The organism is Streptomyces sp. NPDC032822 (assembly GCF_055578825.1).
Window position 1 is genome coordinate 19,738 of the sequence record NZ_JBVIOL010000020.1, and the last position, 20,045, is coordinate 39,782.

Consider the following 20,045-nt stretch of genomic DNA (forward strand, 5'->3'; position numbering starts at 1 on the left):
AGCTCACTGTTTTCGCCGCCCCGCCCGGCCGCGGCGGGCCGGGTCTGTCGCGGTGCGGCGCGCGATGCCATAGTGGGCGGGCCCGTTCGCCCCGACGGGTGCCGTTGACTCGGATTTCTCATCTCAGGGGACATTTATGCTTTCTGAAGCCAGGCGAGAATTGCTGAGACGGCGCCTGAAAGGGGAGCAGAGAATCGACCGGGGATGGGGGCCCAGGCCCGACGGACCCATTCCACTGTCATTCGCCCAGCAGCGATTGTGGTTCCTGGACCAATTGGCGCCGGGATCGGCCGAATACAACGTGCCGATGCGCGTCTGGTGGGACGGGACGCTGGACGTGGCGGCGCTCGGGGCGGCGCTCGACGCCGTGGTCGAGCGGCACGAGGTGCTGCGCACCCGGCTGGTCGCCGACCCCGACGGGGCGGCCCATCAGGTGATCGACCAGTCCTCCTCGGTGGCGCTGTCGGTGGCCGACGTGTCCACCGGCCCCGACCCCCTGCGTGGGGCCGAGCGCCTCGTCGCCGCCGACGCGGCGGCACCCTTCGACCTGGCGACCGGGCCACTGGTCCGGGCGTGCCTGATCCGGCTGGCCGCCGAGGAACACGTCCTGGCGGTGTCGACCCACCACGTGATCTTCGACGAGTGGTCGGCCGGGGTGTTTCGTCGTGAACTCGCCGCGCTCTACGAGGCGTTCCGCAGCGGCGGCCCCGACCCGCTGCCCCCGCTGGAGGTGCAGTACGCCGACTTCGCTTTCTGGCAGCGGGAGCTCCTGAGCGGCGAGGTACTCGAAGGCCAACTGGACTACTGGCGGCACCAGTTGACCGGGGCACCGGTGCTGGAGCTGCCCACCGACCGGCCTCGGCCGCCGGTGCGGTCCACTGCGGGCGCGGCGACCGCGTTCACCGTCTCGGCGCGCACGGCGGAGGGGCTGCGGGCCGTGGCCCGGGCCGGCGGCGCGTCGATGTTCATGACGCTGCTGGCGGCGTTCGACGTTCTGCTCGCCCGCTACTGCGGCGTCGACGACATCGTCGTCGGCACCCCCGTGGCGAACCGCAACCGCGCCGAGACCGAAGATCTCATCGGCTTCTTCGTCAACACCCTGGTCCTGCGGACGGACCTGTCCGGTGACCCCACGTTCAGCGACGTCGTGAGCCGGGTGCGGGAGGTCGCACTCGGCGCACACGCCCACCAGGACGTGCCGTTCGAGGAGCTGGTCGACGCCCTGACCACCGACCGGGACCGGTCCCGCACCCCGCTCTTCCAGGTGTTCTTCAACTACGTCGAGGCGTTCGGCGACGGCCGGGCGGCAGCCGAACGGACCGCGCTCGACCGTGACCGCGAGGTCGGCCCGGGCACCCTCTCCGCCAAGTTCGACCTCGTCCTGACGCTGGGCGAGACGGACGACGGCCTGTCCGGGACCCTGGAATACAGCACCGCCCTGTTCGACGCCGCCACCGTGGACCGCATGGCGGGACACCTGGTCACGCTGCTGGACGCCGTCATCGCCGACCCCGACCGGCACATCACGGACCTGCCCGTGCTGACCACGGCCGAACGCGACCGCGTGCTGGACGAATGGAACGACACTGCCGCCGAGCCGCCGCAGGCGCGCGGGGCACACGAACTGATCGCGGCCCGGGCGGCGGCGACCCCGGACGCAGTGGCCTGCGTCTCCGCGGACACCTCGCTGACCTATGCAGGCCTGCTGCGCCGGGCCGACCGGCTGGCGGGCCGGCTGCGCGAGGCGGGCGTCGGCGCCGAGTCGGTCGTGGCGCTGTGCCTGGAGCGAGGGCTCGACATGCTGGTCGCGGTACTCGCCGTGTGGCGGGCGGGCGGCGCCTACCTGCCGCTCGACCCCGGCTATCCGGCCGACCGGCTGACGTTCATGCTGGCCGACAGCGGGGCCGCCGTCCTGGTCGGCCACCGCGAGGTGGCAGCCGACCTGGCGGCGGGCACGGCGGTGCGGACCACCGTGTGGCTGGACGACCCGGCCGAACGCAGTGCGCCGACGACCGCACTACCCTCGGCCCCGGTGACGTCGGAGCAGGCGGCGTACGTCATCTACACCTCGGGCTCCACCGGACGGCCGAAGGGCGTCGTGGTGCCGCACGGCGGTGTGGCGAGCCTGGCGACGGCACAACTGCACGCCTTCGCCACCACCGCCGACGAAGTGGTGCTGCAGTTCGCACCGTTCAGCTTCGACGCCTCGGTGTGGGAACTGGTCATGGCGCTGGGCGCCGGCGCCACCCTGGCGGTGGCCACCACGGACGAGCGCACCGATCCCGCGCAGCTCGCGGAACTCGTGAAGCGGACCGGCGTCACCATGGCGACCGTGCCGCCGTCACTGCTGAACGAGCTGCGGCCGGACGACCTGAGCGGCGTACGCACCCTCATCACGGCGGGCGAACGCCTGGAAGCCGGCCCGGCCGCGCTGTGGCGCGGCGGCCGGAGGCTGGTGAACGCCTACGGACCGACCGAGGCCACGGTCTGCGCCAGCAGCGCGGTGATCGAAGACGACGGACCGCCGCCGATCGGGGCGCCGATCGCCCACACCAGGGCCTACGTGCTGGACCGTCATCTCCACCCGGTGCCGGCCGGGGTACCGGGCGAACTGTTCGTCGCGGGCCCGCAGTTGGCACGCGGATACGCCGAACGCCCGGCGCTGACGGCGGAACGGTTCGTCGTCGACCCGTTCGCGGGCGACGGGACGCGGATGTACCGCACCGGAGACCGGGCGAGGTGGCTCCCGGACGGGCGGCTGGACTTCCTGGGGCGCGTCGACGACCAGCTCAAGGTACGCGGCTTCCGGATCGAGCCGGGAGAGGTGGAGACGGCGCTGACCGCCCACCCCGGTGTGCGGACGGCCGTCGTGACCGCCTTCGGCGACGCCAGCGACCAACGTCTGGCGGCCTACCTCGTCCCGGCGGACCAGACCGAGGGCATCCCGGCCGTCGGTGAACTGCGGGAATTCGCGGGCCGACGACTGCCCGGCCACATGGTCCCGGCGGCCTTCGTCGAACTGGCGTCGTTGCCGCTCACGCCCAGCGGCAAGGTCGACCGGGCCGCGCTGCCCGCACCGGACGGAACCCGCCTGGGTTCGGCCGTGGACTACGTGCCGCCGCGCACCGAGACGGAACGCCTCCTGGCCGAGGTATGGGCACAGGTCCTCGGCATCGACCGGATCGGCGTCGAGGACAACTTCTTCGAGCTGGGCGGCGACTCGATCATCAGCATCCGGGTGGTGGCCCGGGCCCGCGAATCCGGCGTCCACGTCACCGTGGCCCAGCTGTTCGACCATCAGACGGTCGCCGGCCTGGCGTCGGTCGCCGGCGCACGCAGCTTGATCGACGCGGAACAGGACCTGGTCGTGGGCGACTTCCCGTTGTCGCCGATCCAGCGCTGGTTCCTGCAACGGGAGACACCCGAACCAGGGCACTTCAACCAGTCGACGCTGCTGGAGGTGACCGGAAGAATCGAACCCGCCGAGCTGCGCGCGGCGTTGACCGCGCTGATCGAGCATCACGACGCCTTGCGCTCGCGCTTCGTCCGTGCCGCCGACGGCGAGTGGCACGGACGGGTGGCCGCCGCCGAACCGGCCGAGCTGATACAGGTGATCGACGCCACCGAGAGGGGCGACGAGGACGAGTGGGCGTTCCTGGACGCCCAGGCCGGTCTCGTCCAGGCGAGTCTCGACCCGGCCGACGGGCCCCTGCTGCGGGCGGCCCTCTTCGAACGCGGTGACCAGGGACAGCTGTTGCTGATCGTCGCGCATCACCTCGTTGTGGACGCCGTGTCGTGGCCGGTCCTCCTGGAGGACCTCACCCTGGCCTGCGAGCAGGCCGAACTGCCGCCCAAGACGACCTCATTCCCGGCCTGGTCGGAGCGGCTCACCAAGCTGGCGAACTCGGACGAGACGACGGAGGAGGCCGCCTACTGGCGTGCCGTGGAGGCCGCCGCCTCCGAGCCACTGCCCCGTGACCACGACGGCCCCAACGACGCCGGATCGGCCCGCAAGGTGCGCGCGGCGCTCAACGCGGAGCAGACCGAACGGCTGCTGCGTGAGGTCCCGGGTGCGTTCCGGACCCAGATCAACGACGTACTGCTGTGTGCGCTGGGTGCGGTGCTGACCGAGTGGTGCCGGACGCCGTCGGTCGTGGTCGACCTGGAGGGTCACGGCCGTGAGGACGTCGGCACCGACATCGACGTGTCACGGACGGTCGGCTGGTTCACCAGCATGTACCCGGTGGCACTGGGCGGAGTCGGCGACGGCGACCTCGGGGCCGCGATCCGCACCATGAAGGAGTACCTGCGGGCCGTTCCCCGCAAGGGCCTCGGCTACGGCCTGCTGCGCTACCTGACCGACTGGACCCCCGGAGCGGACACCGCCGCCGAGGTGAGTTTCAACTACCAGGGCCGGGCCGGAGCGGGCGAGCGGCCCGAGTCCGCGGGCGGACGGTTCCGGCCCGCGCTGCGGGCCCTGGGCCGCGAACGTTCGACGCGCGGCGAGCGCCCTCATCTCATCGAGATCAACAGTCTCGTGGTCGACGGCCGTCTGGAAATGCTGTGGACGTATGGCGGTCAGGTCCATGAGGAGGCGACGGTCGAGCGTCTGGCGCGGCGTTACGTCGAGGTGCTGGGTGAGTTGGTCGACCATTGCTGCCGTCCGGAGGTCGGTGGTTGTACGCCTTCGGACTTCCCGCTGGCGAACCTGGACCAGCAGGCGGTCGACCATGTCGTGGCGGGTGTCTCCACGGTGGTCGAGGACGTCTATCCGCTGACCGGTCTCCAGCAGGGGATGTTGTTCCACACCGAGTTGGCCGGTGAGCCCGGCATGTACTGGGTGCAGAACGGTGTGCTGCTGGAGGGTGAGCTGGACCTGACGGCCCTGCGCCGCGCCTGGGAGCTGGTCTTCGCCCGGCACGAGGTGTTCCGGACCAGAGTGGTGTGGGACGACGTCCCCGAGCCGCTCGCCGTGGTGTCGCGTTCGGTGCCGTTGCCGCTGGAGGTGCTGGACTTCTCGGAGCAGACGGGGCAGGGGGAGCAGGCGCTCGCGGACCACCTGGAGGCCGACTGGGCCCGCGGCGCCGACTTCGACGCTCCCACACTGGCCCGCATCGCCGTCATCCGGCTGGCGGAGGAACGGCACCAACTGGTGTGGAGCTACCACCACCTGGTGTTGGACGGGTGGAGCGTCCCGATCGTGGTGGGCGAGGTGCTGGACGCCTACCACGCCTTCCGGACCGGCCGACGCCCCCAACTCGCGGTGCGGACGCCCTTCCGCGACTTCGCGGGGTGGACGGCGGGGCAGGATCTGGAGGCGGCGCGGCGGTACTGGTGGGAGCGGCTGGCCGGCATCACCGGGCCGACGCCGCTGGGGGTGGAGCAACCCACCGGTGAACAGGGCCAGGGCCAGGTCGAGGTGTCCTTGCCACCAGAGGTGGCGGGGACTCGCCTGGCGGAGTTCGCGCGGCGGCATCGGCTCACGGTGAACACGGTGGTGCAGGGTGCGTGGGCGCTGCTGTTGGCGTGTTACTCCGGTGGCGACGACGTGGTGTTCGGTGTGACGTCGTCGGGGCGTGGCGGTCAGATCGACGGTATGGATTCCATGGTCGGTTTGTTGATCAACACGATTCCGGTGCGGATCGGTGTTGATCGTGATCTGCCGGTGGCGGAGTGGCTGGCCGGGCTGCAGGAGGAGCAGGTGCGGGCGCGGCAGTTCGAGCACACGCCGCTGATGACGATCGCCTCGTGCACCGACCTGCCGTCCGGCCAGCCGTTGTTCAACAGCCTCTTCGTGTTCGAGAACTATCCGGTGGAGGAGTTGGAGGAGGGGCAGGAGCAGTCGGCGGCCGGAGGGCTGCGGGCGGGGTTCAATCATGGTCGTGATCAGGCGAATTATCCGCTGAGTGTGGCGGCGGGGTATGGCCGTGAGCTGATGGTCCGGTTGACGTATGACCGGTCGCGTTTCGATGAGGGTGTGGTCCGTCGGATGGCGGGTCACCTCGGGAGTGTTCTTGAGTCGGTCACGGCGGATGGTGGGCAGCGGGTCGGTGACCTGCCGGTCATGCCCGCCGTGGAACGGCATCAGCTGATCCATGACTGGAACGACACCGCTGTTGGTCTGCCCGCTGTGGGTGGGGTGCATGAGCTGATCGCGCAGCGGGCGGTGGTGTGTCCGGATGCGGTGGCGGTGGTGTGTGACGGCGTCTCACTCACCTATGCCGGGCTGATGGAGCGGGCCGGCCGGGTAGCGCACTACCTGCGTGAGGCGGGGGTGGGTGCGGAGTCCGTCGTCGGGCTGCGTCTCGGGCGCGGTGTCGACATGATCGTCGCGGTGCTGGGGGTGTGGCAGGCGGGCGGCGCCTATCTGCCGCTGGATCCGGAGTATCCGGTCGAGCGGCTGGAGTTCATGGTCGCCGACAGCGGCGCCGCGATCGTGATGGGCTCTGCCGAGATGGCTGCCGCGCTGGCGAGTCCGTCCAGTGGGGTTCAGGCTGTGGTTCACCCTGATCAGCTGGCGTATGTGATTTATACGTCGGGTTCGACGGGGCGTCCTAAGGGTGTGCAGGTTGCTCATGGCGGTCTGGTGAATGTGGCGTTGGCGTTGGGTCCGGTGCTGGGTGTCGGCGCGGGCGTCCGCTCTTTGCAGTTCGCTTCGTTCAGTTTTGATGCCGCGGTGTTGGATGTGGCGGCGGTGTTGGTGGGCGGCGGCACGCTGGTGGTGGCGTCGGTCGGCGATCGGGCCGAGCCTGCACGGCTCACCTTGATGTCAGTGGAAAGCGGTATTGGCTCGGCGAGTGTGTCGCCGTCGCTGCTGGGGACGCTTGATCCTGCTGAACTGCCTGCTGTGGGTTCGTTGTTGGTGGGTTCGGAGCGGGTGAGTGCTCGGGTGGCTGCTGACTGGGCGGCCGGCCGGCGGATGTTTATCGGGTACGGGCCGACCGAGGCCACGGTGATTTCTTGTGTGGGGGTTGCCGACGCGGCCAGTGTGGAGGCGCCGTCGATCGGGGTGCCGGTGGCCAACACCCGTGTGTACGTACTGGATGAGCGGCTGAGCCCGGTGCCGGTCGGTGTGGCGGGCGAGTTGTTCATCGGCGGCGTGCAGGTGGCGCGTGGTTATGGCGGGCGTCCGTCGTTGACGGCGGAGCGGTTTGTGGCTGATCCGTTCGCGGGGGACGGGTCGCGGTTGTACCGCTCGGGTGACCGGGTGCGGTGGCTGCCGGACGGTGAGCTGGAGTTCCTGGGCCGCGCCGATGAGCAGGTGAAGGTGCGTGGGTTCCGGATCGAGCCGGGTGAGATTGAGGCGGTCCTGACCGCGCATCCGGGTGTGCGGGCGGCGGCGGTGAGTGTGTTCGGCGATGACACTGACCGCCGTCTCGCGGCGTACCTTGTGCCGGCTGATCAGGGTGAGGGTATTCCGTCGGTGGCCGAGTTGCGGATGCTGGCGGGGCAGGCTCTGCCGTCTCACATGGTTCCGGCCGCGTTCGTGGAGTTGGCCGCACTGCCGCTCACCGCGAACGGCAAGGTCGATCGGACGGCGCTGCCTTCCCCGGAGGGCGCCCGTCCCGAGCTCGGCGGATATATGGCGCCGCGTACCGAGACCGAACGTGTCCTGGCCGACGTATGGGCGCAGATGCTCCGGGTCGAGCGGGTCGGCGTCGAGGACAACTTCTTCGAACTCGGCGGTGACTCGATCATCAGCATCCAGGTCGTCGCGCGGGCGCGTGATCTGGGTGTGCACGTCTCGGTGGCGCAGCTGTTCGACCTGCAGACGGTTGCCGGGCTGGCCTCGGTGGCGAGTTCGGACAGTCTGGTCGTCGCCGAGCAGGGTCTCGTGAGGGGTGACTTCCCGCTGTCGCCGGTCCAATGCCGCTTCCTGGAACGCGATACGCCGGACCAGGGGCACTTCAACCAGTCCATGGTGCTGGATGTCGTCGGACGGGTCGAGCCGGAGACGCTGCGCGCGGCGCTGCGGACGGTGCTGGAGCAGCACGACGCGCTGCGTTCGCGTTTCGTCCGGGACGGCGACGAGTGGACAGGCCGGATCGGGGCCGACGAGCCGGCCGAGTTGTTGTGGGTGGTCCACGAGGGCGACGAACGGGCCCTCGGCGCCGAGGCGCAGTCCAGCCTTGATCTGGCGCACGGACCTTTGCTGAGGGCCGTGCTGTTCGACGGCGACACGGGCGCTGACACGGACGGCGATGACCAGGGCCGTCGTCGTCGCCATGGCGAGGACAGTGGCGGTCAACGGCTGCTGATCGTCGTGCACCACCTGGTGATGGACACCGTCTCGTGGCCGATTCTCCTCGAAGACCTGGCGCTCGCCTGCGAGCAGGCCGAACTGCCCGCCAAGACCACCTCGTTCATGGCCTGGACCAGGCGTCTGGCCGAACTGGCCGACCCGGCCGAGTCCGCCTACTGGCACGGGGTGGAAGCCGAGATCGCTCCCTTGCCGCGCGACCACGAAGGCGGCAACTCCCATGCCCTGGCCTGCGAGGCACGGGCGACCCTGGGGCAGGAGCAGACCGAACGCCTGCTGCGTGAGGTGCCGGGAGTCTTCCGGACGCAGATCAACGATCTTCTTCTGAGCGCTCTGGGCGTGGTTCTCACCGAGTGGTGTGAACGTCCTTCGGTCGTCGTGGAGTTGGAGGGCCACGGCCGTGAGGACGTGGGTGCCGACATCGACGTGTCGCGTACGGTCGGCTGGTTCACCAGCATGTACCCGGTCACGCTGTCGGGACCGGGCGACGCCGACCTGGGCGCATTGCTGCGCCGTACCAAGGAGTACCTGCGGGCCGTTCCGCGCAAGGGGCTGGGCTACGGTCTGCTGCGCCATCTGCCTGACTGGACGCCCGGTATGACGCCCGAGGTGAGCTTCAACTACCTCGGCCAGACAGGCCCTCGGACCGCCGGTGATTCCGGTGGTGCCGGTGGGCGTTTCCGACCGTCCGGACCGCCGCTCGGGGAGCCCGAGTCGGGGCGGGCCGAACGGCCCCACCTGATCACGATCAACAGCCTGGTCGCCGATGGCCGCCTGGAGATGGCTTGGACGTACGGCGGCCAGGTCCACGACGAGGCCACGGTCGACCGTTTGGCGAGGCGCTACATCGAGGTGCTGAACGAGCTGATCGACTACTGCTGCCGTCCGGACGTGGGTGGCTGCACACCGTCGGACTTCCCTCTGGCGGGCCTCGACCAGACAGGCGTCGACCTGGTCACCGGACACCTGACGACGGTCGTCGAAGACGCCTACCCGCTCACAGCCCTGCAACAAGGCATGGTCTTCCACACCGAGTTGGCCGGTGAGCCCGGCATGTACTGGGTGCAGAACGGTCTGCTGCTGGAGGGCGAGCTGGACCTGGCAGCCCTGCGTCGTGCCTGGGAGCTGGTCTTCGCCCGGCACGAGGTGCTGCGCACCACGGTGGTGTGGGACGGCCTCCCCGAGCCACTGGCCGTGGTGTCACGTGCGGTTCCGCTGCCTCTGCGGGTGCTGGACCTCTCGGACCTGGACGAAGCGGCTCGACAACAGGCGGTCGCCGACCTCATGGCGGCCGACAGCGCGCAGGGCGCCGACTTCACCGCGCCGACACTCGCCCGGCTGACAGTGATCAGACTCGCGGATCGGCAACACCAGGTGGTGTGGGGCTATCACCACCTGCTGTTGGACGGCTGGAGCGTCCCGATCGTCCTCGGCGAGGTGCTGGAGGCGTATCACGCCTTCCGCGCGGGACGGCAGCCGCAACTGCCGGCGCGAGCGGCCTTCCGTGACTTCGCCGCCTGGGTGGCCGGACAGGACACGGACGAGGCCCGCCGCTACTGGCGGGAGCAGTTGGACGGCGTCACCGAAGCGGCACCGCTGGGCGTCGAGCGGGCCACCGGCGAGGAGGGCCAGGGGCAGGTACGGGTGCCGATCGCGGGCGACGGGCTCGCCGATTTCGCCCGGCGGCACCGGCTGACGCCGAACAGTGTCGTGCAGGGCGCGTGGGCGCTGGTCCTGTCGCTCTACTCCGGCAGCGACGACGTGGTGTTCGGTGTGACCTCGTCGGGTCGTGGCGGACAACTCGACGGCATGGACGCCATGGTCGGCCTGCTGCTCAACACCACCCCCGTCCGCATCGGTGTCGACCGTGACCGGCCGGTGGTGGAGTGGCTGGCCGCCCTCCAGGACGAGCAGGTACGGGCGCGGCAGTTCGAGCACACGCCGCTGATGACGATCGCCTCGTGCACCGACCTGCCGTCCGGCCAGGCGCTGTTCAACAGCCTCTTCGTCTTCGAGAACTACCCGGTCGAAGCGTTGGAGGCGGGCCGGGAGCAGTCGGCGGCCGACGGACTGCGGGCCGGGATCACCCATGGCCGCGAACAGGCCAACTACCCGCTGAACCTGATCGCCGGCCATGGTCGCGAACTCATGATCCGGCTGACCTACGATCGTGCGGTCTTCGACGCGGACACGATCGAGCGCATGGCCGGGCATCTCGCGACTGTGTTGGACGCGGTGTCCGAGGACCGCGGGCAGTGTGTGGGAGAGCTGCCGGTGCTGTCTGCTGCTGAGCGGCGTCGCCTCGTTCACGAGTGGAACGACACGGGCGGGCCGGTGCCGTTGGCCGGTGGGGTGCATGAGCTGATCGCCGCGGAGGCCGCGCTGCGTCCGGATGCGGTGGCGGTGGTGTGTGACGGTGTCTCACTCACCTATGCCGGGCTGTTGGAGCGGGCCGGCCGGGTGGCGCACTTCCTGTGTGAGTCGGGGGTGGGTGCCGAGTCCGTCGTCGGGCTGCGTCTTGGGCGTGGTGTCGACATGATCGTCGCGGTGCTGGGGGTGTGGCAGGCCGGTGGCGCCTACCTTCCGCTGGATCCGGAGTATCCGGTGGACCGGCTGGAGTTCATGGTCGCCGACAGCGGGGCCGAGAGGGTGATCGGTCCTGCCGAGATGGCTGCGGCGCTGGCCGGACCGTCGCGGACTCCCGAGATCGTGACCCATCCGGGCCAGCTCGCCTACCTGATCTACACGTCGGGCTCGACAGGCCGTCCCAAGGGCGTACAGGTCACGCACGGTGGTGCGGTCAATCTGACGGCGACCCTGCGGCCGTTGATGGGTGCCGCCCCAGGGATACGGCAGCTGCAGTTCGCCTCGTTCAGCTTCGACACCTCGGTGTGGGAACTGGTCATGGCACTGGGCGCGGGCGCCACACTCGTCGTCGCCACCGCACAGGAGCGCACCGAACCCCGCCTGCTGACCGCCATGTTGAACCGGGAGGGGGTGGGCCTGGCGACGGTCACGCCGTCCTTGCTGGGCGTACTGCGCCCTGCCGATCTGCCCGGCCTGCGGACCCTTGTCACCGCCGGGGAGAAACTGGATCCGGCGCTGGCCGCCGCCTGGCGTGGCGGACGCCGGATGCTGAACTCCTACGGGCCGACCGAGAACACGGTCGGCGCCACGCTCGCGGCGGTCGACGACGACGGGCCGCCGACGATCGGCGCGGCGACCGCGAACACCCAGGTGTATGTGCTCGATACCCGGCTGCAGCCGTTGCCGGTGGGCGTCGCTGGGGAGCTGTTCATCGCCGGTGCCGGTGTCGCGCGCGGGTACGCGGGCCGTTCCGCGCTGACCGCCGAACGGTTCGTAGCCGACCCGTACGCCGCCGACGGATCGCGGATGTACCGGTCGGGCGACCGGGTGCGGTGGAGGGCCGATGGACAACTGGAGTTCCTGGGCCGCGCTGACGACCAGGTCAAACTGCGCGGCTTCCGGATCGAGCCCGCCGAGATCGAAGCGGTGCTGGCCGCCCATCCGCAGGTGCGGACAGCCGTCGTCATCGCCTGGGGCGAAGAGCGCGACCGCCGTCTGGTGGCCTATCTCGTCCCGTCCGACCAGGCCGTCGGCGTGCCGTCCGTGGGAGAGCTGAGGGCGTTCGCGGGAGAGCGGCTCCCGGCCCACATGATCCCGGCGGTCTTCGTCGAACTGGCCGAGCTGCCGCTGACACCCAACAGGAAGATCGACCGCGCCGCGTTGCCGTCCCCCGTGGGATCCCGCGTGGAGCTGGACGGCTTCGTCGCGCCGCGCACGGAGACGGAACGTGTGTTGGCCGGGGTGTGGGCGCAGGTGCTGGGTGTCGAGCGGGTCGGGGTCGAGGACAACTTCTTCGAGCTGGGCGGCGACTCGATCCTGAGCATCCAGGTGGTCGCCCGGGCTCGGGAAGCGGGTGTGCAGATCTCGGTGGCCCAGCTGTTCGACCACAAGACGGTGGCGGGGCTCGCGTCCGTCGCCGGTACGCAGAGCCTGATCGACGCCGAGCAGGGTCTGGTGGTGGGTGACTTCGCGTTGTCGCCGATTCAGCGGTGGTTCCTGGAGCGGGAGACGCCTGAGCCGTGGCACTTCAATCAGTCGATGGTGGTGGAGGTCGCCGAGCGGGTCGATCCTGAGCGGCTGCGGCAGGCGTTGGCTGTGGTGGTGGGTCATCATGACGTGCTGCGCTCGCGGTTCGTGCGTGAGGCCGATGGCTGGAGGGGCCGGACGGTTGCGGATGAGACCGCCGAACTGTTGTGGGTGGTCGAGGGGGAGGACTGGGCTCGGGGTGCCCAGGCGCAGCGGAGTCTTGGTCTGGCGGACGGACCGTTGTTGCGGGCTGTTCTGTTCGAACGCGGTGATGCGCCGCAGCTGTTGCTGATGGTGGTGCATCACCTCGTTGTCGATGCGGTGTCGTGGCCGGTGCTGCTGGAGGACTTGTCGCTGGCCTGTGAGGGGGCGGGGTTACCGGCCAAGACGACGTCGTTCCGGGTGTGGTCGCAGCGGTTGGCCGAGCTGGCCGGCACGATCGACGCGGCCGAAGCCGACTACTGGCGTCAGGTCGAGGCCGCCGCGGCAACCCCGCTGCCGCGCGATCACCACGGTCCCAACACGAACGCGCTGGCACGCGATGTGGACGTCTCACTGGCTCCGGAGCAGACCGAACGGCTGCTGCGCGAGGTGCCGGGGGTGTTCCGGACGCAGATCAACGACGTACTGCTGTGCGTGCTCGGCGCGGTGCTCACCGAGTGGGCCGAACAGCCGTCCGTGCTGGTCGACGTCGAGGGTCACGGCCGTGAGGACGTGGGCGTCGACATCGACGTGTCGCGGACGGTCGGCTGGTTCACCAGCGTGCACCCCGTGGCGCTCGGCGCGGTCACCGACGGCGACCTGGGTGCGGCGCTGCGCCGCACCAAGGAGAACCTACGAGCCGTTCCGCGCAAGGGGATCGGCTACGGACTGCTGCGCCACCTGACCGACTGGACCTCGGCCGCGACTGCCGAGGTGGGCTTCAACTACGTCGGGCAGACCGCGCAGGCGGGTGGCCCCTCCGAGGGCGCCGGCGGGAGGTTCCGGCCGAGCGCACGGCTGCTCGGTGAGACCCGGTCGGCGCAGGGCGGGCGCACCCACCTCATCGAGATCAACGGCCTGGTCGTGAACGGCCGCCTGGAGATGAAGTGGACGTATGGCGGTCAGGTCCATGAGGAGGCGACGGTCGAGCGTCTGGCGCGGCGTTACGTCGAGGTGCTGGGTGAGTTGGTCGACTATTGCTGCCGTCCGGGGGTCGGTGGTTGTACGCCGTCGGACTTCCCGTTGGCGAACCTGGACCAGCAGGCGGTCGACCATGTCGTGGCGGGTGTCTCCACGGTGGTCGAGGACGTCTATCCGCTGACCGGTCTCCAGCAGGGGATGTTGTTCCACACCGAGTTGGCCGGTGAGCCCGGCATGTACTGGGTGCAGAACGGTCTGCTGCTGGAGGGTGAGCTGGACCTGACGGCCCTGCGCCGCGCCTGGGAGCTGGTCTTCGCCCGGCACGAGGTGTTCCGGACCAGAGTGGTGTGGGACGACGTCCCCGAGCCGCTCGCCGTGGTGTCGCGTGCCGTACCGCTTCCGCTGGAGGTACTGGACTTCGGCGACCTGAACGAGTCGGACCGGCAGCAGGCGATGGAGGACCACCTCGCCGCCGACTGGATGCGGGGAGCCGACTTCACCGCTCCCTCGCTGGTGCGCATCGTGGTCGTACGACTCGGCGAGAACCGGCACCAGCTCGTCTGGAGCAACCACCACCTGCTGCTGGACGGATGGAGCCTGCCGATCGTGGTCGGCGAGGTGCTGGAGGCCTACCACGCGTTCCGGGCCGGCCGCCGGCCGCACCTGCCCGCGCGTACCCCGTTCCGCGACTTCGTCGCCTGGAGCGCGGAGCAGGACCTGGACGAGGCGCGGGAGTACTGGCGGGAACAGTTGGCAGGTGTCACCGAGGCCACACGGCTGGGCGTGGAGCACGCCACCGGCGAGCACGGCCAGAGCCGGTTCCAGGTCGACGTGCCCGGGGCCGGTCTCGTCGAGTTCGCGCGGCGGCATCGGCTCACGGTGAACACGGTGGTGCAGGGTGCGTGGGCGCTGGTGATGGCGTGTTACTCCGGTGGCGACGACGTGGTGTTCGGTGTGACGTCGTCGGGGCGTGGCGGTCAGATCGACGGTATGGATTCCATGGTCGGTCTGTTGATCAACACGATTCCGGTGCGGATCGGTGTCGATCGTGATCTGCCGGTGGCGGAGTGGCTGGCCGGGCTGCAGGAGGAGCAGGTGCGGGCGCGGCAGTTCGAGCACACGCCGCTGGTGACCGTCATGGGGTGCACCGACCTGCCCGCCGGGGAGCCGCTGTTCAACTCGCTCTTCGTCTTCGAGAACTACCCCGTCCAGGACCTGGAGGAAGGACGGCAGGCCTCCGCCGCGGGCGGCCTCGAAGCGGGGTTCAACCACGGACGCGAGCAGGCCCACTATCCCCTCGCGGTCACCGCGGGGCTGGGGCGCGACCTGAGGGTCGGCCTGACCTACGATCGTGCGGCCTTCGACGCCGGCACGATCGAGCGGATGGCCGGGCATCTGGCGACGGTGCTGGAGGCGGTGTCCCTGGACCGTGGTCAGCGGGTCGGTGACCTGCCGGTGATGTCCGCGGCCGAAAGCCATGAGCTGATCCATGACTGGAACGACACGGCGGCCGGTCTGCCTGGCGCGGGCGGGGTGCAGGAGCTGATCGCCGCCCAGGGCGTTGTGCGTCCCGATGCGCTGGCGGTCGTGTGTGACGGCGTCTCGCTGACCTACACCGGCTTGCTGGAGCGGGTGAACCGGCTCGCACGGTATCTGCGCGGTGCGGGGGTGGGCGCCGAGTCCGTCGTCGGGCTGTGCCTGGGGCGTGGTGTCGACATGGTCGTGGCGGTGCTGGCGGTGTGGCAGGCCGGTGGCGCCTATCTGCCGCTGGATCCGGACTACCCGGTGGACCGGCTGGAGTTCATGCTCGCCGACAGCGGCGTGAGTGTGCTGGTGGGGCATCGAGAGGTTGCCGGGGACCTGACGGCGAACGCTCTCGTGGAACGCGAGGTGTGGCTGGACGATCCGGCCGTCACGGCCCGGATCGCCGCGATGCCCGCCACCGCGCCCGCCGTGACCGTGCACCGCGCTCAGCCGGCATGCGTGATCTACACGTCCGGATCGACCGGCATGCCCAAGGGCGTCGTGGTGCCCCACGCGGGGCTGGTGAGCCTCGTCATGGCCCAGAAGGACGCGCTGGGCACCGGCGAGGGCGACGTGATCCTGCAGTTCGCCTCGTTCAGCTTCGACGCCTCGGTGTGGGAACTGCTCATGGCACTGGCGCCCGGCGGAACGCTGGTCGTCGCCACCCCGGCGGAACGCGCCGAGCCCGCCCTGCTGGCGGACCTGGCCACACGTGCCGCGGTGACCGTGGCCACGGTGCCGCCGTCACTGCTCGACGTACTGAACCCGGACGACGACCTGCGCGGCGTGGGCACGGTGATCGCCGCGGGCGAGCGGCTCGACGCGGGCCTGGCCGCGGGGTGGTCCGACGGCCGGCGGCTGGTGAACGCCTACGGCCCGACCGAGAACACGGTCTGCGCCACCGTGGCGGTGGTGACGGGGGACGAGGGCGTGCCGCCGATCGGGTCGCCGATCGCCAACACCCAGGTGTACGTGCTCGACGACCGCATGACCCCGGTCCCGGTGGGCGTGGCGGGCGAGGTGTTCATCGGCGGTGCGCAGCAGGCGCGCGGCTACCTCGGCCGCCCCACGTTGACCGCCGGCCGGTTCGTGGCCAACCCCTTCGCGGGCGACGGGGCACGGATCTACCGGTCGGGAGACCGCGCCCGGTGGCGGGCCGACGGACGGCTGGAGTTCCTCGGCCGCGTCGACGATCAGGTGAAGGTCCGCGGCTACCGGATCGAACCCGGCGAGATCGAGACCGTACTGGCCGCGCACCCAGGCGTACGGGCGGCGGTCGTGACGGCGTCCGGCGAAGGCACCGAACGGCGGCTGGTGGCCCACCTCGTCCCCGCCGACCACGGCGAGGGCCTTCCCGAGGCCGGTGAACTGCGGGCGCACCTGCGCCGCAGTGTGCCGGACTTCATGGTCCCCTCGGCGTTCACCGAGCTGGCGGCGTTCCCGCTGAACCCGAGCGGCAAGGTCGACCGGGCCGCCCTCCCGGCGCCGGACGGCATGTCGAGGGCCGGGGCGATGGACACCTATGCGGCGCCGCGCACCGAGGTGGAGCGGGTGCTGGCCGAGATCTGGGCGCAGCTCCTCGACGTCGACCGGGTCGGCGCCGAGGACGGCTTCATCGACCTGGGCGGCCACTCGCTCCTCGCCACCCAGGTGATCTCCCGGGTCCGCACGGTGTTCGGCGTGGAACTCCCGCTGGCCGCGCTGTTCGACCGGCCGACGGTGCGCGGTCTGGCCACGGCAGTGGAGGAGGCGGCACAGGGCGTGGCCGCCCCGCGGGTGACCGCGGTACGCCGGGATCAGCCGCTGCCGCTCTCGTTCTCCCAGCAGCGCCTGTGGTTCCTGGACCAACTGGAGCCCGGTTCCGTCGAGTACATCGTGCCGACGCCGGTGCGGTGGGTCGGTGACCTGGACGTCGAGGCGCTCGGCGCCGCGCTGGGCGCGGTGGTGACACGGCACGAGGTGCTGCGGACCAGACTGGTCGCCGGCTCGGACGGCGTCGGACACCAGGTGATCGATCCGCCCGCTCCGTTCCCGTTGCCCGTCGCGGACGTGTCCGCCGAGCCGGAGCCGTTCCGTGCGGCCGAACGGCTGGTCAGGGCGGACGCGGTGACACCGTTCGACCTGGCGGTCGGACCGCTCGTGCGCGCCCTGCTGATCCGGATCGGCCCGGCCGAGCACGCGCTCGCGCTGTCGATGCACCACGTGGTCGCCGACGAGTGGTCCGGGCAGATCCTGCGGCGTGAACTGGCCGCGCTCTACGAGGCGTTCCGCGAGGGGCGGCCCGATCCGCTGCCGCCGCTCCCGGTGCAGTACGCCGACTTCGCGATGTGGCAGCGCCGCTGGCTGTCGGGAGAGGCACTGGAGCGGCAACTCGCCTACTGGACCGACCGGCTCGCGGACAGTGCGACGCTGGCCCTGCCCACCGACCGGCCGCGCCCGCGGGTACGCACCTCGGCCGGCGCGATGACCGAGTTCACCGTGTCACCGCGGACCGTGGAGGGGCTGCGAGCGGTGGCGCGGGAGAACGGCGCGTCGATGTTCATGACGCTGCTGGCCGCGTTCTCGGTACTGCTGGCCCGCTACAGCGGCCAGGACGACATCGTGGTCGGGACACCGATCGCAGGCCGCAACCGCGCCGAGACCGAGGACCTGATCGGGTTCTTCGTCAACACGCTCGTCCTGCGCACCGACCTGTCCGGAGACCCGACGTTCACCGAACTGCTCGGCCGGGTCCGCGAGACGGCGCTGAACGCCTACACCCACCAGGACCTGCCGTTCGAGCAACTGGTGGACGCCCTGGTCACCGAACGCGACCGGTCACGCAGCCCGCTCTTCCAGGTGCTCCTCAACTACTTCACCGATGAGGGGCAGGGCGTCCGTCAGGACCCGGACGACGACGCCGAGGCCATCGCGCTGCGCGAGGTGATCGCCGCGGTCGACCTGCGACTGATCCTGACCGACACGGGCCGGGGGCTGTCCGGGACGTTCGAATACAGCACCGACCTCTTCGACGCCACGACGGCCCAGCGGCTGGCCCGCCACCTGGTGGCCCTGCTGGAGACCGTCGCGGCCGACGCGGAACAGACGGTCTGGGATCTGCCGGTGCTCTCCCCGGCCGAGGGCGCGACGCTCGTCGACGACTGGAACCGCACGCCGGCTCCGACACCGGCCGCGACCGGGGTGCACGAGCTGATCGCGGGCGAGGCCGCAGTGCGCCCGGACGCGGTGGCGGTGGTGTGCGACGGCGTCTTCCTCACCTACGCCCGGCTGGTCGAGCGGGCGGCGCGGTTGGCGCACCACCTGCGCGCCGTGGGCGTCGGGCCCGAAACGGTCGTCGGACTGTGCCTGCCACGCAGCGCGGACATGATGGTCGCGGTGCTGGCGGTGTGGCAGGCCGGTGGCGCCTATCTGCCGCTGGATCCGGACTACCCGGTGGACCGGCTGGAGTTCATGCTGGCCGACAGCCGGGTGACCGTGCTGGTCGGCACCACCGACCTCATCGACGAACTGCCGGTGGGACGACGCCGCACGCTTGCCCTGGACGATCCCCTCGTCCGCACGACCCTGGCCACGATGCCCTCCACCCCACCCGAGGTCACGACCGCGGGAGAACAGCTCGCGTATGTGATCTACACGTCGGGGTCGACGGGCCGGCCCAAGGGCGTGCAGGTCACACACGGTGGGGTCGTGAATCTGGTGGCCGGCCAGGCCCCGGCCTTCGGGATCGGCCGTGGTGACCCGGTCGTACAGTTCGCCTCGTTCGCGTTCGACGCCTCGGTGTCGGAGATGTGGGTGACCCTGGCTCGCGGCGGAACCCTGGTGGTGGCCACCGCACAGGAGCGCGTGGAGCCGGGCGCGTTGGCCGGCCTGCTGCGGGCACGGGGCGTGCGCGTGGCGACGGTTCCGCCGTCACTGCTGCGGATGCTGACACCCGGTGATCTCGACGGCGTGGACTCGCTGGTGGCGGCGGGGGAGCGGCTGGACGCGGGCCTGGCAGGAGCCTGGGCCGAACGACATCGGCTGCTGAACGCCTACGGGCCGACCGAGACGACGGTGTGCGCGAGCATCGGCGTGGTCGAAGGCGAAGGCGAAGGCGAAGGCGAAGGCGGGGTCGTGTCGATCGGTGTGCCGATCGCCCACACCCGTGTCTATGTTCTGGACGATCGGCTCCGTCCCGTGCCGGTGGGAGTGGCCGGCGAGCTGTTCGTCGCCGGTGCGGGTGTCGCGCGGGGCTACCGCGGTCACCCGGTGCTGACGGCGGAACGGTTCGTGGCCGATCCGCTCGCCGGTGACGGATCGCGGTGGTACCGGACCGGTGACCGGGTGCGATGGCTGCCGGAGGGACGGCTGGAGTTCCTCGGGCGCGCCGACGACCAGGTCAAGGTGCGCGGATTCCGGATCGAGCCGGGTGAGGTGGAAACGGTGCTCGCCGCCCATCCCCTGGTGGGCGCGGCCGTGGTGACGGCCTGGGAGGACGGCCCGGACTGCCGCCTGGTGGCCTATCTCGTCCCCGCCGACCAGACGGTCGGAGTGCCGTCGGTGAGCGAGCTGAGGGCGTTCGCGGGGGAGCGGCTGCCGGACTTCATGGTGCCGTCGGTCTTCACCGAGCTGGCGGCCCTGCCACTGACACGGAACGGAAAGGTCGACCGGGCCGTGCTGCCGGCTCCACAGGAGGGCCGCATCGACGCGCGGTCAGCCTTTGTCGCACCGCGAACAGAGGTGGAAGAAACACTGGCGGCCATCTGGGCAGAAGTGCTCGGGCTGGAACGCGTCGGTGTGGAGGACGACTTCTTCGAATTGGGCGGGCATTCGCTCCTGGCGACCCAGGTCATCTCCCGGATCCGCGACGAGTTCGGCGTGGAGATATCCCTCGGCGCGATCTTCGACCGGCCCACGGTCGCCGCGACCGCCCTGGCCGTGACCACGTCGACCGCCGCCCCGGACGACGAAACCGAGTACGAAGTCTTCGAAATCTAGCCGCATCCCCCGTGCGAGGGACGCCATGGTCCCCCGCACGGGGGACAAG

Annotated in this window: 1 protein-coding gene; it reads left to right on the top strand. The window is 70.6% G+C overall.

All coding sequences use genetic code 11. The features are described 5' to 3' along the window. The first annotated feature begins 136 nt into the window (after positions 1-136). On the top strand, positions 137-19,996 hold the full coding sequence (locus ACZ5VD_RS36790; protein ID WP_468684830.1) for a non-ribosomal peptide synthase/polyketide synthase: 19,860 nt from the start codon (positions 137-139) through the stop codon (positions 19,994-19,996). Positions 19,997-20,045 lie beyond the last annotated feature (49 nt).

Bases quoted from the DNA above. Each gene is read 5' to 3' on its own strand.
- ACZ5VD_RS36790 (WP_468684830.1), top strand. From the start codon at position 137: ATGCTTTCTGAAGCCAGGCGAGAATTGCTGAGACGGCGCCTGAAAGGG.